At 41.5% G+C, this 21853-nt stretch carries 18 protein-coding genes and 1 tRNA gene; 10 read left to right on the top strand and 9 right to left on the bottom strand.

All coding sequences use genetic code 11. From position 1 onward, the window contains the following. Nucleotides 1–61: 61 nt before the first annotated feature. Nucleotides 62–1378: an ATP-binding protein gene (locus tag D3P12_RS04605; RefSeq protein ID WP_118193897.1), complete on the top strand. Its 1317-nt coding sequence runs from the start codon at nt 62–64 to the stop codon at nt 1376–1378. 358 nt (nt 1379–1736) lie between these two features. Here D3P12_RS04605 and D3P12_RS04600 read toward each other — a convergent pair whose 3' ends face one another. From D3P12_RS04600 to D3P12_RS04585, 4 genes are all read right to left on the bottom strand, one after another. Beyond that, nucleotides 1737–3323: an efflux RND transporter periplasmic adaptor subunit gene (locus tag D3P12_RS04600; RefSeq protein ID WP_118193896.1), complete on the bottom strand. Its 1587-nt coding sequence runs from the start codon at nt 3321–3323 to the stop codon at nt 1737–1739. 24 nt (nt 3324–3347) lie between these two features. Continuing rightward, on the bottom strand, nt 3348–4640 hold the full coding sequence (locus tag D3P12_RS04595) for a TolC family protein (RefSeq protein ID WP_205941058.1): 1293 nt from the start codon (nt 4638–4640) through the stop codon (nt 3348–3350). A 10-nt stretch (nt 4641–4650) separates the two neighbouring features. Next, entirely contained in the window at nt 4651–8481 is a 3831-nt protein-coding gene (locus tag D3P12_RS04590; RefSeq protein ID WP_118193895.1) for an efflux RND transporter permease subunit, read from the bottom strand. A gap of 616 nt (nt 8482–9097) precedes the next feature. Then, complete coding sequence (locus D3P12_RS04585) at nt 9098–9289, bottom strand: hypothetical protein (RefSeq protein WP_245977387.1); 192 nt, start codon at nt 9287–9289, stop codon at nt 9098–9100. A gap of 277 nt (nt 9290–9566) precedes the next feature. Between D3P12_RS04585 and D3P12_RS04580 the strand changes: the two genes are divergently transcribed. After that, the gene (locus tag D3P12_RS04580; protein WP_118193894.1) at nt 9567–9806 is read left to right on the top strand and encodes a VOC family protein; all 240 of its coding nucleotides are present in this window, start codon (nt 9567–9569) and stop codon (nt 9804–9806) included. A gap of 11 nt (nt 9807–9817) precedes the next feature. Beyond that, nucleotides 9818–10372 (top strand): sugar O-acetyltransferase, encoded by a 555-nt coding sequence (locus D3P12_RS15645; RefSeq protein ID WP_118193893.1) that lies wholly within the window; start codon nt 9818–9820, stop codon nt 10370–10372. Nucleotides 10373–10485: 113 nt separating this feature from the next. Here the strand turns inward: D3P12_RS15645 and D3P12_RS04570 are convergent, their stop codons facing one another. Further along, nucleotides 10486–11175 (bottom strand): DUF1295 domain-containing protein, encoded by a 690-nt coding sequence (locus D3P12_RS04570; RefSeq protein ID WP_118193892.1) that lies wholly within the window; start codon nt 11173–11175, stop codon nt 10486–10488. Between the two features lie 42 nt (nt 11176–11217). Further along, a complete protein-coding gene (locus D3P12_RS04565; RefSeq protein ID WP_118193891.1) occupies nt 11218–11763 on the bottom strand; it encodes a dihydrofolate reductase family protein in 546 nt (181 codons plus the stop codon). Nucleotides 11764–11817: 54 nt separating this feature from the next. Between D3P12_RS04565 and D3P12_RS04560 the strand changes: the two genes are divergently transcribed. Next, the gene (locus D3P12_RS04560) at nt 11818–12126 is read left to right on the top strand and encodes a hypothetical protein (RefSeq protein ID WP_118193890.1); all 309 of its coding nucleotides are present in this window, start codon (nt 11818–11820) and stop codon (nt 12124–12126) included. Nucleotide 12127: 1 nt separating this feature from the next. Here the strand turns inward: D3P12_RS04560 and D3P12_RS04555 are convergent, their stop codons facing one another. Then, nucleotides 12128–12856 carry a hypothetical protein gene (locus tag D3P12_RS04555; RefSeq protein WP_118193889.1) on the bottom strand — a complete coding sequence of 243 codons (729 nt, stop codon included), beginning with the start codon at nt 12854–12856 and terminating at the stop codon, nt 12128–12130. Between the two features lie 120 nt (nt 12857–12976). After that, nucleotides 12977–13657, bottom strand: a complete 681-nt coding sequence (locus D3P12_RS04550) for an ATP-binding cassette domain-containing protein (RefSeq protein WP_118193888.1) — start codon at nt 13655–13657, stop codon at nt 12977–12979. 417 nt (nt 13658–14074) lie between these two features. On the opposite strand from D3P12_RS04550, the gene D3P12_RS04540 reads away from it, so the two are divergent. Then, nucleotides 14075–16804, top strand: coding sequence for a hypothetical protein (locus D3P12_RS04540; protein ID WP_118193886.1), 2730 nt, complete (start codon nt 14075–14077; stop codon nt 16802–16804). 68 nt (nt 16805–16872) lie between these two features. Here the strand turns inward: D3P12_RS04540 and D3P12_RS04535 are convergent. Further along, nucleotides 16873–16946 (bottom strand) — tRNA-Met (locus tag D3P12_RS04535). Nucleotides 16947–17064: 118 nt separating this feature from the next. On the opposite strand from D3P12_RS04535, the gene D3P12_RS04530 reads away from it, so the two are divergent. The 5 genes from D3P12_RS04530 (at nt 17065) to D3P12_RS04510 (ending at nt 21850) form a co-directional block, all read left to right on the top strand. Continuing rightward, on the top strand, nt 17065–17442 hold the full coding sequence (locus D3P12_RS04530) for an START-like domain-containing protein (protein ID WP_118193885.1): 378 nt from the start codon (nt 17065–17067) through the stop codon (nt 17440–17442). A 32-nt stretch (nt 17443–17474) separates the two neighbouring features. Continuing rightward, entirely contained in the window at nt 17475–18920 is a 1446-nt protein-coding gene (locus D3P12_RS04525; RefSeq protein ID WP_118193884.1) for an LptF/LptG family permease, read from the top strand. 70 nt (nt 18921–18990) lie between these two features. After that, nucleotides 18991–20205, top strand: coding sequence for a bifunctional 3,4-dihydroxy-2-butanone-4-phosphate synthase/GTP cyclohydrolase II (locus tag D3P12_RS04520; RefSeq protein ID WP_118193883.1), 1215 nt, complete (start codon nt 18991–18993; stop codon nt 20203–20205). Nucleotides 20206–20275: 70 nt separating this feature from the next. After that, a complete protein-coding gene (locus D3P12_RS04515) occupies nt 20276–20599 on the top strand; it encodes a hypothetical protein (RefSeq protein WP_118193882.1) in 324 nt (107 codons plus the stop codon). A gap of 135 nt (nt 20600–20734) precedes the next feature. Beyond that, nucleotides 20735–21850 carry a sensor histidine kinase gene (locus tag D3P12_RS04510; protein ID WP_118193881.1) on the top strand — a complete coding sequence of 372 codons (1116 nt, stop codon included), beginning with the start codon at nt 20735–20737 and terminating at the stop codon, nt 21848–21850. The last annotated feature ends 3 nt before the right edge of the window (nt 21851–21853 follow it).

Raw genomic sequence — 21853 nt, 5'->3', positions numbered from 1 at the left:
AAGATGATTTTACAACATTTATCTTTCTCATAAAGATAATTTCTTATATTCGTCATAAGAAATGAAAGAAATTATCAAGGAAATACTTATTCAGAATAAAGAGAGGAAACCTGTAAAAGGATTAAGAATACGGAATACGCAACTCTCCTTGAAGCTTGAAAAGATCCAAGCGATCATCGGCCCCCGGCGGGTCGGAAAGACCTCCTCCATGCTCCTCGCCATGGAAGAGCTTAAAAAAGTTAAACATATCCCACCTGCACATATCTTTTATTTCAACTTTGAAGATGAACGTATTCAATTCGACAATAAAAATCTTGACCTACTACTCCGATCCTGGCAAGAACTCCATCCCGACCATACATTAGAAGACAACTGGTTCTTTTTTGATGAAGTACAAGCGGCTCCTGGCTGGGAACGTTTCATCAACCGTATCAACGAAACCTATTCCAAACGTATATTTTTTACTGGCAGCAACAGCTCTGTTTTGCATACCGAGTTAAAATCAGTACTACGCGGACGCAGTATAGCTATTGAACTATTGCCCTTATCATTTATCGAATATTGCAGTTTCAAGGATATAAAGCCCGGTATATATGGTGCAAATAGAAACAAAACGGTCGCACTATTCCACCAATACCTGACAAATGGAGGATACCCAGAAACGATCAACCTAGACGACATCCGGTTACGCACCGCCTATCTACAGGAATACTATAACGCAATGTTGCTTCGTGACATTGTAGAGTATAATCAACTAACAAATTACAGTTACTTACGTAGCCTCTATCGACAAGCTGCAGCAACCATCGGAAAAACGGTAAGCAATCGTCGTCTATATAACAACTTAAAATCTCAAGGATATAGCGTAGGCGTAAACAGCGTTTACGATGCCATGGACATGGCAGAACAAGCCTATTTATTCAAACGAATCAGCCGCTTTGATTATTCTGACAACAAACGAGAAAGATCTGATAAAAAAATATATTGGCTCGATAATGGATTACTCAACGCCAACACAGCTCAGTATACGGCAAATAAAGGCTTATTGCTAGAGAATCTCATATTCAAAGAATTATATCTTAAATATGGCAATATCTATAGTAACAATATCTACTATTATGCTGAACCCTCATCTGAATGTGACTTTATCGTATACAGTGAAGGAGCCTCCCCATTACCTGTGCAAGTGAGCTGGACGCTAGCAGAACCCACCACCCGCAACAGGGAAATAAAGGGACTCCTCAAGGCGGCACACTACTGTCGCGTTAGCAACGGACTTATTATCACCGCCGAAGAAGAGGAAGAATTAAGTGTCGATGGCGTCGATATAAAAATTGTACCCGCCTGGAAATGGATGTTAGAAACTCCAAATCCCTAATATCCCTACAGGGTTCGCTTCTTTTGAGTTAGAGAATGCCGATGAGTTTGGATGTTCGAAAAGCTTAACCCTCATAGCAGCAATCAATAAACAGAAGCAACTATTGCGCGCTACATTAATGTTATGACCTTAATAATCGCTGCCAGTCGTGGATAAAAACAAAGAGGATCCCATCCTGACCTTTACCGCATTTTCGACGCAAAATTGCGGATACAATGCGGATGGAATCCACCATAAATCCATTAAGGTGTGAACCAAGTTACCACCAACTTATCACCATTTCAGTTTCAGGGTTTGGCTGAACATATTCATTATATACTTTAAGAATACGAAGATTCCCAAAAAAGAGACAGACAAATCATTTTTTAAGTCTATAAAGACAGCAACCCGGTAAATTTTCATAAACTGCCTCGGGCGCCTTGTCAAGCTCTGTATCGTGACCAACATTGGCGATCGCTTTACTTATTGCACTTTTTGTGGTTACTCCTAAGTCGAAATCCAAATGCATGACTTTAGCATTTACATCCCAATTTGCAGAAATCACCCCGTCGACGCTTTTCGCCGCTTTCTCGATTCGCTTTTTGCACATTTCACAATTCCCGGACACGTTAAACATAGCATGTGTTTTGTTGTTGCTCGACTGCATCTCTCCATGTTGATGACCGGTTGCAGAAGCTATTCCGTCATTATTCATCATACTGGCTTTACCTTCCAGTTGAGCGCTCGCATCAATCGTGAACGTTCCGTTAGTTACGATTTCCTCGCCTTTTTCCAATCCTGAAATAACAACAAATTGATCTTCCATTGAAGGCCCCAATACAATTTCCCGCAGTTTAAAGGCAGGCGTAGATGTATTTGGTTGTTTTACATAAACAATCGAACGCTTCCCGGTCCATAATACTGCCGACCGGGGAATGGCCAGCCCATCCTTGTAGCCCTGTACAGGTGCCGTAATTCTGGCCGTTGCGTACATTTCAGGCTTAAGGCTCCGATCCCGGTTATCGGCTTCAACCCTGATTTTTGCCGTTCTTGAACCAGCATCAATAATGGGATTAATAAAAGCGATCCGACCTTTATAAACCCTTCCGGGTGCACTTTGCAATGTATACTCCAACTGATCACCTACTTTTAAAAATGGCAAATCAGACTCATAAGCTTCAAAAACCGCCCATAACCTAGAAAGGTTTGAAATGGTGTACAAAACGCTCCCTTGGGTGATATAATCTCCTTGGTTTACATTTTTCGACATAACGACCCCACTCGTATTTGCATGTATATCTACGTAGGGAGAAACTTCGTTGGATACCAGTATTTTGCTGATCTGATCTTCCGATACTTTCCATAGACGCAGCTTTTCTTTCGCTGCATCAAGTAATAAGGGTTGGGCGTCTTGCAATTTTGCAGCTTCCAATAATTCCTGTTGCGCTGTCAGCAGCTCAGGCGAATAAACCTTAGCGATCAATTGACCTTCTTTCACAGACTCACCGGTAAAGGTTACATAGAGAGTTTCAATGCGCCCGTTGACATGTGATGTTTGAGATCGTTGCAAACGCTCATCTACTTGAATGGTTCCATATAATTGCAGGTCTTTGGCTACATCTTGATGACCGACAATCGAAGTCTGGATATTCGCAAGGGCAATCGCTTCCTCTGACATCTGTAAAGCATCATCATCAATCATATCATCACCTCCGCCCGATGATTTTAAAGTAATTAAATCCATTGCACAGATCGGACATTTGCCCGGTTTGTCCATTCTAATCTGTGGATGCATGGAACAAGTCCATACAGTTTCTCCATTCTCGGTCTCCTCGGCTTCAAGATCATGGTTGTGATGATGAGATGAACTCCCCCCAAATATAGCCCAGCCTAGCAACAATCCGGACAGTAGGACGATACCGTATGTTACCCCCTTATTTTTAAAAATGCTTTTCAGTTTGTTCATTACTAAATTCTTTAAAAAATCTCGTTATCTATTATCTGCTAATAATTTTTTTATTGACACAACCAATGTATTATAGTTAGTAAGCGCTTCCGCTCTTTTAAGTTGATAGTCCAGCAATTGGCGCTGTACCTCAATCACGTTGGTCAAGTCACTTTTTCCGCTGATGAATTCTTTTACGATCAGGTTATAGGTTGTTTGAGCAAGCGTAGTTTGCTTTTCATACAGCTCAATGGTGCGCTCAGCATCATCCAATTGGCTTTTGAAACTATAAAACTCACTTTCTAAGGTATTCAATGTGTTTTTAAAACTCTCTTCGCTTGATTTCCGCCATAGCCTGCTTTCGTTTTGCTGGGCGTTATACTTTTTACGGAAGAGCGGCAGGCTCAACGAGACCATAGGCATGACCATGTCGTTCCCATTCATCCCGTCCATCGCAAGCATCGCATTGTTCGTTTTTCCCAAAACCATGTATTCCACACCTATGCCAATCATCGGATAGCTCATTTTCCGATCCGCCTCCGCTTTCGCTTTATAGGCCAAACCTTCTTCGGTGATCATTCCAAGCACGGGATTGTTCATCTGAATAATTCTCAGTGCTTCTTTCTCACTATATAAGAAATTCAACTTGCGAATCTCCTTTCCCACCATCACTTCTTCACTCGCTTTCCTATTCAACAATGCATTGAATTCTGCCTTTTCAGCTTCGATCTGAGCATGCAGGCTTTCAATATTGTTTTCAATTTCTGCAACCCCCATTTGTATCCGGAGTGTCTCTGACATGCTCGCTTCTGATCCCCCTGAAGGTGCAGAGAATTTCCGTATTGCCAATTGTTCCAATTGTTCTAGAAGCACTTTATTTTCTTGATTATTCTTTAGTTGTTCGCTTAATTTCTGCAGCAAGTACCACTTTGTACTAACCTGAAGGATTAGACTATTTAAAACCTCCTGATACTGCTTATCTTGCACATTAGCCATGTGGGTTGCTTCTGTACGAGCAGCTTTCCTTGTTCCAAACCAGGGAAACACCTGCATTAAGCTTATATTGCCAATTGAGCGCCCACCCACAACTTCCATGGGCATCGTATAAGCTTCCATGGACAACTCCGGGTCTTGATAAGCCCCCGCTTGTGGGATCTTTTCCAAAAAAGCCGCATGGATATACTTCTGTGATTTCAAGCCAGGATTATTTTCAATCGCAACCTGTATATAATAGGACAGTGAATCTGTGAATGTATTCTGAGCGGAAGCTTTCGAAAAGATGCTTAACCACATCAATACAGCTACGACGACATATCGATTTAATTTATTCATCTTCATTTGTATACAATTAATTATTGTTTTTTCTATTTTCTTTTTTCGTGGCAGATTCCCTCCACCAGCATTGGAATACCGGAACCACAAACATCGTCATGGACTGAATTAGCATACCACCGAAAGTCGGGATTGCCATCGGCACCATGATCTCCGCTCCTTTACCGGTTGAGGTCAAAACGGGCAGCAATGCAATCAATGCCGTTGCAGTAGTCATCGCTGCAGGTCTGACACGTTTTAGCCCTGCGTATATGACGGCCTCCCGTATTTCATCTTTTGACTGGGGCTTACGTTCTTCAAATGTGTCGTGAATATACGTTCCCATGAGTACCCCGTCACTTGTCGCTAGCCCGAACAGGGCGATAAACCCTACCCAAACAGCGATGCTGAGATTGATGCTGTGCATCTGGAACAGATCCCTCATATTCGTCCCCCCGACAGAGAAATCCATAAACCAAGGCTGTCCGTAAAGCCACAACAAAATAAAACCTCCTGCAAGAGCTACAAAAACACCAGAAAAATGAATTAACGATGCTGTAACCGTTCGGAACTGAAAGTAGAGAATTACTAAAATGGCTAACAAACTCAAAGGTATAATCAGCATTAAGCGCTGGGATGCACGCTCCTGCTGTTCATAATTTCCGGCAAACTTATACGTCACCCCGTTGGGTAAATCGAGTTCTCCAGATGCTATTTTTTCCTTTAGGAACTGATCCGCTTCGTGTACTACGTCGACTTCTGCTATGCCACTTTTTTTATCAAAGATTACATAACCCAACAAAAAGGTATTTTCACTTTGAATCATCTGCGCGCCCTTCGCATACTCAATGGTGACTACCTCTCCTAATGGGATCTGTGCTCCGGTTGCGGTAGGTACGATTATTTTCTTCAAGGCATCAGGATCGTCCCTTAGTTCTCGCGGATAACGTAGACGCACGGGAAACCGTTCCCGACCTTCAACCGTCGTGGTCAGCGTCATACCGCCTACAGCCGCGCTGATCACTTCCTGAAGTTCAGCAACCGTGATACCGTATCTGGCCATTCTATCGCGGTTCAGTTGAATTTCGATATAAGGTGCGCCTACAGCACGGTCGTAGAAAACGGTCGATGGCATAACAGATGGAACATCCTTTAACGCTTCTTCCAAGGCCTTGCCACCGATTTCAATCGACTCCAGATCCGGACCTGATACCTTTAACCCCATCGGAGCCCTCATGCCCGTAGAAAGCATCACCATTCTCGCTTCTATCGGTTGCAGCTTAGGAGCGGAAGTCAATCCGGGCAGATGGGAAACATTGACGATCTCTTGCCAGATATCTTCGGCTTTTTTAATTTCGGGACGCCATCTGCGGAAAAATTTTCCGCTTTTATCTTCAATCAGACTGTCGCGTGGTATGGAACGGAAACCATTGGAAACAGCATAGGTCTTGTCGCCTTTCAACACGAATTCTCCGGAACTGTTTACCTTGAATCTTTCACGGTGCCCGTCTTCATCCAGATAAAATTCCGGGATATAATTGATCGTATTTTCAAACATCTGTGTGGGCGCAGGATCAAGTGCAGAATTCACACGGCCCCATTTTCCTACGATAAGTTCGACTTCCGGTATGTTTTGAATACGTTTATCAAGTGTTCTGATCAATTGCAGGTTTTGTTCAATCCCAGTATGCGGCATACTGGTGGGCATCAAAAGGAAAGAACCTTCATTGAGGCTTGGCATAAATTCCTCCCCGATACCGGGAAATGTTTCGGTGGATTTTTGCCAGAAGGCAGTCTCCCGAAATGATTTCCAACCTGTCTTTTCGAAGCCATTTGCAACAAAATCAAAACTCTTCTCTACGCCCATCCATGCTAACATTCCGAATAATAAAGTAATGATAGGGATGGCCATGAATTTCCACCGGTTGGAAAGTGACCAACGCAGGATCTGTTCATAATAGATCACCAATGCCCATAACATTCCCAGGATGGAACCAATGGCAAAGAATACGAACACAAAGTTAAGTGTGGTGCTTGCCTGCGTGCCGAGTGGCAGCCACTCAACCGTCAGGTAATACATCGCTACAAAAAGTGTGATAGCTACATTAACGTAGTTGGCAATTTTTTCTCCTTTCCATTTTGGTGTAAACAGGTTGTTGACTCCGATCAAGGTCAATGCGAACGCGACAAAAACACCTGTATAGATCCAAAGAGCGATACCGGCAACTACCAAAACGTAGTTGGCTATCCGGCGAACTTTACTCCCATTGATACGGATTGAAAATATATAATAAGCTAGTGTTGGCAAGATAATAATGCCTAACACAAAGGCTGAAACCAAAGCAAAGGTTTTGGTGTATGCCAAGGGACCGAACAACTTACCTTCTTGTGCTTCCATCATAAAAACAGGTAAAAAGCTGATGATCGTGGTGAGCATTGCCGTTGACAAAGCTCCTGAAACTTCCGTCACAGCACGAGAAATCAAGTTTACAAAGACTTTCCCCCGGCTCTCAACACCCTTGGCTTTTTCTTCATCAATATGGCGCAAAATACTCTCGATAAAGACGATCCCAACATCAACCATAACACCGATGGCAATGGCGATACCCGAAAGAGCAACGATGTTCGCTTCTACATCCATCTGTTTCATAATAATGAAAGTCGCCAACACACCGATGGGCAAGAGGCTGGATATAAGAATTGATGCGCGTAGATTGATCACCAAGACGATGACAACGATAATGCAGATCAGTATTTCATGGGCAAGCGCACGCTCCAATGTCCCGATGGTTTCCTGGATCAAGCCTGAGCGATCATAGAAAGGTACAACAGTCACTTTCGATATGGTTCCGTCTGCTAGTGTTTTTTGAGGGAAGCCGGCCTCCATCTCTTTGATCTTTTCCTTAACGTTATTGATGACTTCCATCGGGTTAGTTTCATGCCGGGCAACCACTACACCACCAACCGCCTCAACACCTTCTCTGTCCAGCCCGCCGCGCCGTGTGGACGGTCCTAGATTGACAAACGCGACATCTTTTATTTTCACGGGAACACTGTTGCGTACTGTTACGACAGCATCTTCGAGATCCTGAATACTTTTTAGATAACCCAATCCACGCACTAAGTATTCCGCTTTATTTATTTCGATTGTTTCCGCACCGATATCCAGATTGCTGTTTTGAATAGCCGACATAATATCCATTACAGATACGTTATACGCACGCATCGCATCAGGATTGATATCGACTTGGTATTCTTTTATAAAGCCTCCGATGGAAGCTACTTCGGCAACCCCTTCCGATGCTGCTAAATTATATTTTGCGTAAAAATCTTGAATCGAGCGCAGCTCATCCGGATCCCACCCTCCAGCCGGCTCTCCCGTTTCGGGGTTGCGCCCTTCCAATGTGTACCAAAAGACCTGACCCAAAGCAGTAGCATCCGGCCCGAGTGTAGGTGTTACATCAGCCGGCAATGTGCCGGCAGGCAACGAGTTCAACTTTTCCAAAATACGAGAACGGCTCCAATAAAACTCGACATCCTCCTCAAAAATCACATAAAGAAAAGACATCCCGAACATCGAGCTGCTCCGTATCGTTTTTACGCCCGGTATGCCCAGCATGGATGTGGTAAGCGGATAAGTGATTTGCTCTTGGATATCTTTTGGCGACCGCCCCATCCATTCTGTTGCTACAATTTGCTGATTTTCTCCAATATTCGGGATAGCATCGACTGGCACGGGATCACTCGGCAATACGTTCTGATGCCAGTTAAAGGGTGCCGTAATCAGCCCCCATATAAGGACAACCATAAGCAAAACCAGTGTTACTACCCTGTTCTCCAAAAAATAGTTAATGACTTTATTAAGCATAACATGATATCAAAATGAATTAGAAATGGGATTACAAATCCATTTCTAATAGAATTTAAATAACTAATAAAATAAAGTGATTGAAAGCTATGTTTAGCTTTCGACAAGACACGCCTATGGCAAGGAAGCCATGGTTTCTAGCTTATTTTAGGTGGTTGCCAAATGGAAAACTCCCCAGAGGAATAATACCGTTGTTGGTATTGGGGATAAGATTTGTTAGCGTCAAAGCTCAAATGATTTTGAGTATTTGTAGAAAACGGTGAAGTTGCCGAGAAATTGTTTGATGAGCCGTGGCAAGTACTGGTACCACAATGGTGGGAACATTCATTGCTTACATCATCTTGAGTCTTACAACACTCGTCCCTATTCTCGTTTTCTGAATGATGCTGCGTTTGGGCAATGTCGCATGACTTCTCGTTGACGGCAACTTCTTTAGCGTTAGCTTCACAAGCAAAAGATTGCTCGGGGACTAGAAAAGACCCCAATAAGCATATAATCAATATTATATTTATCTTTTTCGACATGAGAAGCTAAAAAACTGCAGCAAAGATAAACGTATTTTCAAATTAGTTCAATTTTTTCGGCTAAATTTGTCCTTTATAGTTTGGATCAAAATCTACCATCCATTCAATTCCATATTTATCTCTATGATTTTATTTTCTTCTTTTTCTGATATCGGGAATTCCGAGCTTGCCACGTCTTTGAAACGAACAATTCTAGCAAACTCTCCGCCAAATACTGATTTGTAAAAAGTAAATGCCTCTTCGGCATTTCCGTTGAAGTTAATGTGAGGATTGATTAGTGCCATAGCTATTACAATTGTTTTATTATGTCCAAACTTACTACTTAGCCTCAAAAAAAACACGGTGTAATCGCGACAAAAAAGCGGTGGATTGCGACTGCTTTTACATGCTCTCGTGGTGGCCGGTCGGTGAACCCTGTGTGGACATACTCGTAGGGCTGTTCCAGTATGTCCATACAGGGGGCATACAAGGGCTACTGAACGAAAACCTTAAGCGTGGTAGTTAATTGAGTGCTCAAAATCCTATTATTAAATCGGCGACGTCGACTACCCTGACTACCTGATGGCAGAGAAGGATCAGATTCAAATTCATCTTTTCTTATTTAAAGAGCTAGATCCAAAAGAAAATTATGGCCAGGTTTATTTCCGAACTGACGATATTGAAGGGGTTTATCAATCTTTCTCGGAAAACAAAGGGATAATACACCCGAATGGCAGCTTACAGAAAAAACCCTGGGGACAAATAGAGTTTTCTATTCTTGATCCTGACAATAATTTGCTGACCTTTGGACAAGCATATTGATAGCCCACTATATGAAAACCGAAAAAGAAAAAATGCTCAGCGGAGAGGTGTATAGCCCTTATGTAGCTGACCTTACTGAAGACAGAGCCCGATTAAAGGATCTTATTCATCAATATAATTTATTGGCGCCTTCCGAAACGGATGCCAAACAAGCACTGGCGAGAACGATTCTGGGTTCTGCGAAAGAGAACTTTACGATTGAACAGCCTTTTTATTGTGATTATGGTTATAATATCCATATCGGAAACAACTTCTTTTCGAATTTCAACTGTACTATCTTAGATGTTGGTTTGGTTACTATTGGCGACGATGTATTGTTGGGACCCAATGTCAGCTTGTTTACGGTTAACCATGTTCAAGATCCGCAAGGCAGGAAAGATGGATTGGAGTATGCAAAACCGATTGTCATTGGCAATAATGTTTGGGTTGGCGGCAACGTGGTTATTCTTCCTGGTATCACGATTGGGGATAACTCGATCATCGGAGCGGGCAGCGTCGTGACCAAAAATATTCCTGCGAATGTCATAGCCGTCGGAAATCCGTGTAAGGTCGTGAAGGAGATCTAAGATGGAACATTTCGCGCCCGACAAGGCTATTTCACTTTTTGTGAAAAACATCTGGGTACTTGAAAGTCAGAATACAACCGCCAAAAAAAACTAACTACCGTAAGTATTTCAAATTAATAAATGAAAGGTATCAGCATCTTTGTGCTTTTTGCATAGTCGTCATAGCCCTTACCGTATTTCTTTTTAAGATATGCATCTAGTTTTGGGGCGTTGAAGAAAGCAAAGAAACAGAAAAGAAAGATTGGAACACTGATAGCATACCAATTTCTGGTAATAATAGCATAGGCGCTTACCCATAAGAGATCGCCAAAGTAGTTGATATGGCGGGAATATTTAAAGAACCCTTTGGTATAAATTTTCCCTTTGTTTTCGGGATTCTTTTTCCATCGACCTCTTAATATCTCACCGCCACTGTTTAATACGGATCCGACAAGAAATAAAACAACAGCAATAACATCCAAAGCATCTAATGGTTTGGATGTGGGGAGCACAAAAAGCGAGAAGCCTATGTAATACAGAGCAAAGGCAAAGGGCACACTGACACTTTCTTCCCATTGTATTTTTCTTTTTAACAGAAATGTCATCATATAACCGAGCCTGATAAAGGTAATGAGATTAAAGGCGAAGATGATTATGCGCCGGTCATAGCCTTCTAATGAATTGGATATGTGAATGACATTCGCTATCCTATTGCCTCCGTCTTGGAATAGTAGCCAAAAAGATAACCATAATAGCAAAAGCTCTATGAAATGAATAATAATTTTCTGTGGTATACTTCTGCTTTCCTGTCCGTATAACTCCATGAACCTTTTATTCTAATCGCTTTAAAGTATGAACGTTAAATTTCATTTCTTGTTTTTATAGACGAGCTGCACGACGCCGGATTTAAACCTGTTTACAAAAAGCAAATCTAGGTTAATGCGGTGTCGCAAGTTTTCAAACAGCGGTTTACCGGACCCTAGGACAGTGGGGTGAACGGATAAGCGATAAATATCAATTAGATTCAGCTTCATGAAGGTCTCAATTAGTTTGGCACCACCATAAAGCCATATATCTTTACCTTCTTGAAGTTGAATTTCAGCTACCTTTTGAGGAAGATCAGAACTGATGAAGGTCACTTCTTCTCCTTCTTTTGGAGTATTGGAAAAAACATATTTTTTCTTGCTGTGAACAGCTGACCATAATGCCCTTTCTGCTTCATTCGCGTCTTTCCCAGGTCGAAAATTACCCCAAGTATCGTAACTCACTCTTCCGTAAAATATGGTATCGATACTAGAAAGAAACCCTCCAAAATCCATATCTTCATCCATAATACACCAGTCGATTTCTCCATTAGGACCTTCAATAAATCCGTCTAGTGTGGTTGCCAGATCTAAAATTATTTTCTTCATCGCGTTTTATTGGTCTATAAATAGAACGAGTTAATTCCCTCAGCGCTACAGAGAATGCAGTTAACAAAACAAGAGGAATACCCATTTACTGCGAAAACTCAAGAAGAATACGCATCGAAGACAGCGTGCATAGCAAATCCACCAGAAATTGACTTTAGCACTCATTATATAATTGGTGGTTCGGTTAATGTCCCTCGCTGTGCGGAATTACAGGATCAGAACCTCAGATTAGTAGGTGACAAATTGGTTTATCAAGTTCATATCGATCAACTGGACTGCCAGGCGCTAAGTATGGTGCACTTTATGGTAACCGTCCCGATCTCGTATAAAGACAAGGAAGTGGATTTTCAGATTGAGTATTAAATCACTCTCTATTCTTACGAAATTCTTTGTAGTTATTTGTAATATATTTCACGAAATCATAATCTGACCACTTTTTAATTTGTTCATAGTCTGGCCGATATTCTGTAAGAAACATCTGTAGACCCTCATCGCTTATGTCCGGGAGCAAATTTTTTACAGTTTCAGCGTTAAACTTCAAATCGATCTCTTCCTGTTGAGATTCTTCAGAAAGAGAAGCGTTCAACCTCCTTATTTTCCGGGCATCTTTACTGAAGAGCTCACGAAAAAAAGTTATTGGGCTGCCTCCGAAAGGAGACAATAGAACAATGGGAGGCTTTCCACCATAATATATATCTCTTTGTCTCGCATATTCAATCTTTTCCGCTTCGTAGTTTCTTCTCTTATGCACACCTAGTATTGGAACCTCTTTCAATTGGATAGTACTATCCATGTCAATCAAAAGACTATTATATTCTTTAATTACATGTGTGCGGACGCGATAACCCGTTAAACATGCAATAACAGTATCACCGATCTTGCCAGAAAGGACAAAGGCGCCGACGTTGTTGGGCGATACACGTTCGTTGGTTTGTAAGTTATGGACTTGTACATCACGTACTTTAATGTTGTCATTGAAATCAGATAAATGGAGGACGACCATGCCACTGATTTTTTTGCGGTCTTGAGCTTGGATATCGATGGCAACTAAGGAACACAAAAAAATAATAATTCGGATCAGGCGTATATTCATTGTCTCTATAATCGGAATAACAACTACTTGTAGCTAGATCAAACTTATTAATATAAGCCGGTAACTAATAAATAATTAACTTTATTTAACAGATCGTAGCGACATCTAATAACAGAGTTTTCACTTTCCAAAAGTACCCGAAGGGACATATCCATACAACTCCAACTCGCTAAAATCAGTGACATGCTTTAACACGCCCTCTCGTAGCAGATACAATCGGTCACTGACTTCAAGGATGTTCCGATAGTTATGGTCAGTCAACAAGATTCCTTTGTTTTGGGGATTACTTTTCAATAAAACCTGTATCTCTTTTTGATAGATGGGCTCTACTCCAGAGAAGGGTTCATCAAGTAGAATAAACGGATGATTCATGTGGAGCATCGTTAATACTTCCAAGTATTTTAACTCACCTCCCGACAGTTTCCTGATCTTGGTTTTTAAGATGGACTCGATACGTTCATAGGACTTTATGGACTCCAAGCGCTCCTTTCCGAAGAGAAATTTAAGAAGCTTATTGACCGTAAAATCGCCCGGAAAAATGCTAACCTGTGGGATGTACCCTACTAGCTTCTTCTTGAAAGGTTGACTGCAAACCTCCCCATTAATGCGTATGAGTTTGTTCGCCGGGTTTAGCGAACCAAAAATAATTTTGAATAAAGAGGACTTACCGCAACCGTTACGACCGAGAACACCGATGATTTCGCCTGAAACGCAGTTTAAGTAACAGTCTGTTAAAATACGTTGTTCTCGAGAAAAGTTGGAAAAACTCAAACGAACGGAATCGATTTCTAAAGTATTCATTTGGTCAGAATAATGATGACAAACAAAAGGGTAGATAGTATGACATTGACTAATAATCCGAATAAAATTAGATTTTTTTTCGAGTAGCCTAGATTATTATACAGGTAGTACTGGTATTTAAATCGATCGAAAAAATAAATCGTCAGTCCATAAGCGAAAGTAGGCAACGAAATGGCGAATGCTTTAAACATGGAAAGGAGATCTGGTAAAGAAAGTAGCGAAAATAAGAGAGCTAACATAAAATTTGCTACAAATATGCGCTTATAAAAATGGAGACAGACTTTCATAATTCTTGGAGTATTGCAACAAGGTACGAAATTTTCGTAGCATAACGTTAAACAAATCAACCCTAAATTCTTTTTTTTCTTTATCTTTAGAATTGAATTAACCAAACAAACTGAAAACAACTATACTCTCATGTACAAAAAGCTAACCTTTATTTTGATTTTATCCATATCGGTTACGTTACCGTTACTTGCGCAAACAATAGAATTTGTCCCTAATAAACCTTTTCGTCTAAATGCGGCGACGGCTGATATAAATACGAAAAGCAGTGAAAAAGTGGCTGACGAGCGACTGACCAACAAGGAAGGTGTGACGCTGAAGTCCGGGATCGAACAGGCGATTGAGGGTGAACGGGATGAGCCAGATTTAATTTTCCGCGTAAAGGCTCCAGATGCAGGACGCTATGTGATGCATAGTTATGCGGTGACCGATGAAGAAGGAGCTGCGCTGATGAAGAAAGCATCGAGCAAATATGAATCGATGTACATGAGGATACAGATCGATGATCAGCGGGCAACGAAACGGGTAGTATATGTACCGTGGGACAGGCCTTTGCAGCGGTCGGGAAAATTCGCTTTAACTGGTGAAGAACAGGAAATTAAAATCTGGCTGCCACGGGGTGTGCGTTTGGAATATTTGCAATTGCAAACTTATGTACCTCCGAAAGTTCCTGAGGCTGCAGTCAATTATAAGCCGACGATGACGCCACCGGCTTCCCACCCAAGAATACTGGTGAATAAGGAGACCCTACCTTTAGTTAAAGCGCGCCTACAGGCAGACGAGCACAAAGCGGCTTGGGAGAAAGTAAAGAAAGCGGCTTTAGTTCCGTTCGTTTTTGAATTTGACCCAAGTGAGGAGATGTCCTTCAATGCGGATTTGGAAGTGGCTGCAGAGATGAAAGCATTTTATTACCTGATGACCGGCGATAGGGAAATCGGTCGCGAAGCAATTGAACTGATGGCGCCTTATTTGTCTCATGTGGAGTTTGGTAATCTGTTGGATATTACACGAGAGATGGGACGGGCTATTTTTATTGCTTCCGAAGTATACGACTGGACTTATGATCTCCTTACGGAAGATGAAAAGAAGCTGATGGTCAATAATTTGATGCGATTAGCCGATGATATGGAAATTGGCTGGCCGCCATTTCTAACAAGTATTGTAAACGGACATGGGAATGAGGCTCAGGTGAACCGCGATTTGCTGGCTATGAGTATCGCGATTTACAATGAGAACCCTCTACCCTACCAATACACTTCTTATGCTGTACTGGAAACACTTGTACCGATGCGAAAATTTGAATACCAGTCGCCACGCCACAATCAGGGAGTAGGTTATGCAGCTTACCGGTTTGCATGGGAAATGCACGCTGCTTGGTTGATGTACAGAATGACCGATAAACCCGCTTTTGATGATAATATCAAGGATGTTTCCAAGTACTTCCTGTATATGCGAACACCAAATGGGCAGATGCTGCGCGATGGGGATGGTTTTGGTGCTGGTGCGCCGGGAAAACCTTACTATTGGAAGTCGCCAATGGTGATGTTCTTAATGTCAGCCTACTCGGCTGACCCGGTTGTGAAAGGTGAATTCTTGCGACATGGAGGTCTGAATTCCAATCCGGTATTATTTTTATTGCTAAATGATCCGGAACTTAAAGCTGAACCAAGTCTGGAAAGCCTGCCTCTGACAATCGATTTTGGACCTATACTGGGTTCAATGATCACGCGAACGGGATGGGATATCAGTGATGAAAGTGACGACGTCGTTGCAGAAATTAAAGGTGGTGGCTATCATTTTGGAAATCATCAGCATGCAGATGCTGGATCAATGCAACTTTACTATCGGGGTTTCCAGCTGGGTGATATTGGACTTTACAAATTCTATGGCACTCCTTATGATCTGGGCTTTAACAAACGATCCATTTCACACAGCATGATGTTAGCGGTTGATCCGGACGAAGAATTCTACAGAAGTAAGGCAAATGATGGAGGGGCGCGATTCAATCAACGTGCACCAACATCGGCAGAGCAGGTGCAAACTGATCCATGGTTTGATAATGGTAAAGTCGTTTCGGCAAGCTATGGACCGTCGGAAATGAAACCTCCTTTCAGTTATTTCTCGGTCGACTTAGAGGGAGCATATTCCTATAAAATCAGCAAATATACGCGGAGTTTTATGTTTTTAAATCTAGAAAATGAATCAGTGCCAGCGGCAATCATCTTAACCGATGATATGCAGACGAGCAACCCGAATTTCAAAAAATATTGGCAGATAAACACCCTAAACGTTCCAGAGAAAACAGCGGATGGTCTGATCTTAAATAGTAAAAGAGGAGATAAGGTTGGCAAGACACATGTTCAGATGTTAGTGCCGAGTCCGGACAAGAGGACAATTGAGATATTTAGTGGCGAAAAAGCTAATAGTGCTTTTGAAACACAATTTGAAGCACCTCCGTCAAGCCACCCAGAGGGTCGCGCTAATCGGATTATGATCTCGCCCGAGAATGCAAATGGACGGGATCGGTTCCTGACTGTCTTCCAGATCGTGGATGGCAACACGGAACCGTTGCCAATAAACTACAAAGAAACGGATGTTAGTTATGTGATTTACTTGGCTGATCGTGTCATCAGTATGAGCAATAGCTCAGAATTGATTGATAAGAGCTTTTTGATTGATATCCCCTCAAAAGGAAAAGGTGTTTATCAGGTAGCTTTAGCCGGACTGGAAGCGGGGAAATGGGTCGTAAAAAATAAAAGAGGAAAAGTTGAGTTAAATGCGCAGGTAGAAGACGGAAAGAATACAATCTTCTTCGAAGCAGGAAAAGGATCTTACACAATTGAAAGGGTAGATTCCGCTTGACGGTCGCATTAAATATGCCAGCCTTTACTGAAAAATAAAAGAGCCTTGATTACTCAAGGCTCTTTTAGTAGCGGGGAGCAGAATCGAACTGCCGACCTCAGGGTTATGAATCCTGCGCTCTAACCATCTGAGCTACCCCGCCAATTTGTATAGTTGTATTTTTCGGTTTGCAAATATAGTTTAAATTCCTTTTCTTTAGAAAAAAAGTTTAAAATGAATATTTTTAAGCGGAAAAACGTTAATGACTAGCAAGTAAAAATATGCCTGAAAAAGTAAAAATACAACTCGAATATGAGGTAAAATCAGCCCCTAAAATATTATTCTCTTTTCTAAATGAACCCAACGCATTAGCACAATGGTTTGCCGATGAAGTTACGATACGAGAAAACATCTATACATTTCAATGGCATGACGATTCAAAAAGAGCCAAACTGGTGAATGTAAAAGACAACAAATCGGTACGCTATAAATGGATTGATGATGAACCCTATTATTTCGAATTGGAGATAGTTCAAGATGAACTAACCAATGACGTCGCACTTGCAGTAACTGATTTTGTAAAAGAAGAGAACCTGGAAGACAGAAAACTAATCTGGGATAACTCAATCGACTACCTGTCTAGCGTGTTGGGCGCTTAAGCTATAAATAATAAATTCAGTATCTTTGTACTGTGAAAAAGGTTCACGTACTTGTACTAAAGGCATTTATAAAGCCATTCATCGTTACGTTTTTTATCGTAATGTTCGTGCTTTTGATGCTTTTTTTATTTAAATACATCGATGACCTCATTGGGAAAGGCTTCGAATGGTATGTTATCCTGCAACTACTATGGTATGCGTCTGCGACCAATGTAGCGATGGCTTTACCTCTTTCCATGCTCCTCTCGTCAATTATGACCTTCGGCAATTTAGGAGAAAGCTATGAATTGGTTGCGATTAAAGCTGCGGGAATATCGCTCCGAAAAGCGATGATGCCGCTTATCATCTTTGTGATGCTCTTTAGCACGGGAGCTTTTTTCTTCAGTGACTACATGCTGCCAATTGCTAATTTAAAGATGGGGTCCCTTTTGTACGATGTGCGACAAAAGAAAGCAGACTTTTTAATCACTGAAGGAGTCTTCAACAATAGCATCCCGAATTATTCGATCCGGGCAATGGATAAAAGTAATGATGGAACGCTCCTTCATAACCTGACGATCTATGAACATGCACAGGGTTCTTCGGGAACAAATGTATTGATGGCCGAAGAAGGCAAAATGTACGATGCGCCGGATCCCAACTACATGATCTTAGAATTGAAAAACGGTGTGCGCTACGAAGAGCAATCTGGCTCGAAGGTCTACAATCCGCGTCAGCTGTTTACAAGATACTATTTTGAGCAAACCGAGCAGCGATTTGACATGTCCGATTTTCAAATGAAAAGAACTGACGAGAATCTGTTCAAAAGTCATTATGCGATGTTAAATCTTCGGCAACTCGACTATTACGCTGACTCAATTCAACATTATAACGATAGTTTAAGAACCACGGTTATTCGGGAAATCATCCCCTATTACCGTGTTTATAATCAATATCAGCCTTTTAAGATCGAAAATACAAGTCCAGTAACTTTTGAGAACAGTACGCTTGAACTTATTCCGGATGACAGTAAAACGCAGGCGGTCTCAGAAGCAAGCAACCAAGTACGTTATATTCAGGATGTATTGACCTTAAAGGCGACAACAGATGCGGAATTCAGCACTTCGATACGCCGCTACCTGATGGAGTATCAACGCAAATTTACACTATCGGTGGTATGCCTGGTTTTTTTCTCAATTGGGGCTCCGCTTGGTGCGATCATAAGAAAGGGGGGACTGGGGCTTCCGGTGGTCATGGCCATCATCTTTTTCTTGATTTACTACGTAATTTCAACATTGGCTGAGAAGTCGGCTCGCGAAGGGAACATTGATACAACGCTGGGGATGTGGACAGCCATCATTGTATTGGCTCCACTAGGTGTTTTCCTAACTTATAAGGCAGCAACAGATTCAGCCTTATTTGACGTGGAACAGTACAAAACGATTGTGAAAAAAACTTGGCGAAAAATTCAAAAGCCGTTTAAGCGTAAAGCGAGATAATGACACGCGGATTATCAGAAACCGCATCATAAACAGTACCTTTGTACAAAATTCTATTCCTGATTAATTTATGGCAATTCAACTAAATACAATCGAAGAAGCGATTGAAGATATAAAAGCCGGAAAGGTTATCATTGTTGTTGATGACGAGGACCGGGAGAATGAAGGCGATTTTATTACAGCTGCGGAAAATGCGACCCCCGAGGTTATCAACTTCATGGCTACACATGGCCGCGGACTTATCTGCGCGCCATTGACAGAGGCTCGTTGCAAGGAGTTGAAACTGGACCTAATGGTGGGCAAAAATACAGCTGCTTATGAAACTAACTTTACGGTATCGATAGACCTAGTAGGCCATGGTTGCACGACAGGGATCTCGGCGTCCGATCGGTCGAAAACCATTAAAGCTTTAACTAACCCCGATACAACACCTGAAGAACTTGGTCGCCCCGGCCATATTTTCCCATTGATGGCAAAAGATGGAGGAGTATTGAGGCGAACCGGACATACAGAGGCTGCGGTGGACTTGGCAAGGCTCGCCGGTTTTGAACCTGCAGGGGTGTTGGTAGAGATCTTGAAAGAAGACGGTGAAATGGCACGGCTACCTGACTTGATCCCGATCGCTAAGAAATTTGATCTTAAGATAATCTCGATCGAAGATTTGATTGAATATCGTCTACACAAAGACTCCTTGATTACCAAAGAGGTTTCAGTTAAATTACCCACAGAATGGGGTGAATTTGAGCTTTCAGCCTATACTCAGAAGAACACAGGTGAACAACATGTAGCGTTGATTAAGGGTTCATGGGAACCAGATGAACCTATCTTGGTTCGGGTGCACAGTTCTTGTGTTACGGGCGACATCTTCGGTTCATGCCGTTGTGATTGTGGTCCACAGCTTCATAAGGCTATGGAGATGATCGAAAAAGAAGGCAAAGGTGTGATCGTATACATGAATCAGGAAGGTAGAGGGATTGGCTTGATCAACAAATTAAGAGCTTATAATTTACAGGAAAATGGGTTGGATACTGTTGACGCAAACTTGAAACTCGGTTTTAAAGCTGATCAGCGCGACTATGGAATTGGAGCTCAGATTCTTAGAAACCTTGGAGTAACCAAAATGCGCTTGATGACGAATAACCCTAAGAAACGGGCAGGGATGATCGGGTATGGACTGGAAGTAGTTGAAAATGTGCCGATTGAGATCGCCTCGAATAAACATAATGAACTGTATTTACGGACTAAACGAGATAAGCTCGGTCATTCGATCATGAAAAATATTTAATGAATTAAAAAACAAATGGTAGGGTTTTTGTATTTATAGAAAACACTATTGTTCACTTAAATAATTCATTATGAAAGTTAAAATCTACATGATGCTAACGATGATGATGTTAGCGTTCACCTTTGGCCCGACTGTTTCGGCTAAGCCGGTTGATGAACCAGCACCAAAAACTTTTACTGACGAAGAAATCGAAATTCGCATGAATGAGATGCGTCAGCGTGTAAAAGAAATTAAGGAAATGGACAAATCAGAGCTTACCAGATCAGAAAGAAAGGCTCTACGCCAAGAGCTCAGAGACATGAACAAAGAAGCTCGCGCATTTGGTGAGCGTGGTGTCTATCTTTCAGTAGGTGCGATTATCATCATTATTTTATTATTAATCTTAATCTTATAATACATAGCTCTTTATAGAGACTTATGTCTGAAAAGAAAGGGACAACGTCGTTTGTCCCTTTTTTTATGTCACACCTTTTTCGTAAAATTGTTATAGCAATAACAAACCAATACTTTATCACTCTTATTTTGTTTTATGATTTTAATCGTTGATGATAAACAAGAGAACCTAATCTCACTACGTAGCTTTTTGGAACATAACAACTTTGAGGTTGAAGAAGCATCATCGGGAGAGGAAGCATTGAGAAAAGTCCTCAAAACCATTTATTCACTTATTATCCTAGATGTTCAGATGCCCGGAATGGATGGATTTGAGGTTGCGGAAACAATATTGGACTATAGTAAGGCAAAAGACACTCCTATTTTATTTTTATCAGCGGTTAACATCGACAAGGAGTTTATCACTAGAGGTTATCGAGCGGGTGCTGTTGATTATATCACAAAACCTTTTGATCCGGATATTCTGCTTTTAAAGGTCAAAACATTCATCCGTTTGTTCGAACAAACGGATAAACTTAAAAAAGTTCAAAAATCGTTGAAGAGAGAAATCGAAGCGCGGAAAGAACTGGAGAATAAAAAAGATGAATTTATCAGCATCGCGAGCCATGAACTAAAAACGCCGCTGACTAGTGTCCGCGGTTATATCCAATTACTTGACCGACTAATCCAGCGCAAAGAAGATGAAGAGCTTAAACCTTATATTCAAAAGGTTAGTCAACAGGTTAACAAACTAGGTGACTTGGTGTCCGATCTTTTAGATATTTCAAAAATGGAAAGTGGCAAGATGAAGTTTAATATCAAAGCTTTTTCATTTGACGACATGCTTAACAATGCAATCGATAACATTCAGCAAGTTTACCCCGAACATCAAATCTTAAGGAAGGGTTCTGCCAATCTTATGTACCTAGGTGATGAAATGAGGATAGAGCAAGTGGTCATTAACTATTTAACGAACGGAATCAAATATTCCCCAGACAATAAAACTTTAGAAGTAGAAACGGATCTTGGGGATGAACATCTTGAGGTTCGGGTACGAGACTACGGTATCGGTATTTCTCAGGAACTCCAAGAACAACTCTTTGAGAAGTTTTTCCGGATAGAGGAAACATCCCATAGGTTTCAGGGTCTCGGCATTGGCCTATTTATCTGTCAGGAAATAATACAAAGACACGGCGGTAAATGCAACGTTCAGAGCACTCCAGGAGAAGGTTCCACTTTTTCATTTACACTGCCTTATAAAAAGATAAATTAATCA

The organism is Pedobacter indicus (assembly GCF_003449035.1).
Classification (GTDB): Bacteria; Bacteroidota; Bacteroidia; order Sphingobacteriales; family Sphingobacteriaceae; genus Albibacterium; species Albibacterium indicum.
This window is presented reverse-complemented; position numbering and strand designations above follow the sequence as displayed.

What these genes read in the sequence shown, in the direction of transcription:
- D3P12_RS04550 (WP_118193888.1), bottom strand. Translation starts at nt 13,657, where the DNA reads ATGAATACTTTAGAAATCGATTCCGTTCGTTTGAGTTTTTCCAACTTT.
- D3P12_RS04570 (WP_118193892.1), bottom strand. Translation starts at nt 11,175, where the DNA reads ATGGAGTTATACGGACAGGAAAGCAGAAGTATACCACAGAAAATTATT.
- D3P12_RS04565 (WP_118193891.1), bottom strand. Translation starts at nt 11,763, where the DNA reads ATGAAGAAAATAATTTTAGATCTGGCAACCACACTAGACGGATTTATT.
- D3P12_RS04580 (WP_118193894.1), top strand. Translation starts at nt 9,567, where the DNA reads ATGGCAGAGAAGGATCAGATTCAAATTCATCTTTTCTTATTTAAAGAG.
- D3P12_RS04590 (WP_118193895.1), bottom strand. Translation starts at nt 8,481, where the DNA reads ATGCTTAATAAAGTCATTAACTATTTTTTGGAGAACAGGGTAGTAACA.
- D3P12_RS04605 (WP_118193897.1), top strand. Translation starts at nt 62, where the DNA reads ATGAAAGAAATTATCAAGGAAATACTTATTCAGAATAAAGAGAGGAAA.
- D3P12_RS04595 (WP_205941058.1), bottom strand. Translation starts at nt 4,640, where the DNA reads ATGAAGATGAATAAATTAAATCGATATGTCGTCGTAGCTGTATTGATG.
- D3P12_RS04560 (WP_118193890.1), top strand. Translation starts at nt 11,818, where the DNA reads ATGCAGTTAACAAAACAAGAGGAATACCCATTTACTGCGAAAACTCAA.
- D3P12_RS04585 (WP_245977387.1), bottom strand. Translation starts at nt 9,289, where the DNA reads ATGGCACTAATCAATCCTCACATTAACTTCAACGGAAATGCCGAAGAG.
- D3P12_RS15645 (WP_118193893.1), top strand. Translation starts at nt 9,818, where the DNA reads ATGAAAACCGAAAAAGAAAAAATGCTCAGCGGAGAGGTGTATAGCCCT.
- D3P12_RS04540 (WP_118193886.1), top strand. Translation starts at nt 14,075, where the DNA reads ATGTACAAAAAGCTAACCTTTATTTTGATTTTATCCATATCGGTTACG.
- D3P12_RS04510 (WP_118193881.1), top strand. Translation starts at nt 20,735, where the DNA reads ATGATTTTAATCGTTGATGATAAACAAGAGAACCTAATCTCACTACGT.
- D3P12_RS04530 (WP_118193885.1), top strand. Translation starts at nt 17,065, where the DNA reads ATGCCTGAAAAAGTAAAAATACAACTCGAATATGAGGTAAAATCAGCC.
- D3P12_RS04515 (WP_118193882.1), top strand. Translation starts at nt 20,276, where the DNA reads ATGAAAGTTAAAATCTACATGATGCTAACGATGATGATGTTAGCGTTC.
- D3P12_RS04520 (WP_118193883.1), top strand. Translation starts at nt 18,991, where the DNA reads ATGGCAATTCAACTAAATACAATCGAAGAAGCGATTGAAGATATAAAA.
- D3P12_RS04600 (WP_118193896.1), bottom strand. Translation starts at nt 3,323, where the DNA reads ATGAACAAACTGAAAAGCATTTTTAAAAATAAGGGGGTAACATACGGT.
- D3P12_RS04555 (WP_118193889.1), bottom strand. Translation starts at nt 12,856, where the DNA reads ATGAATATACGCCTGATCCGAATTATTATTTTTTTGTGTTCCTTAGTT.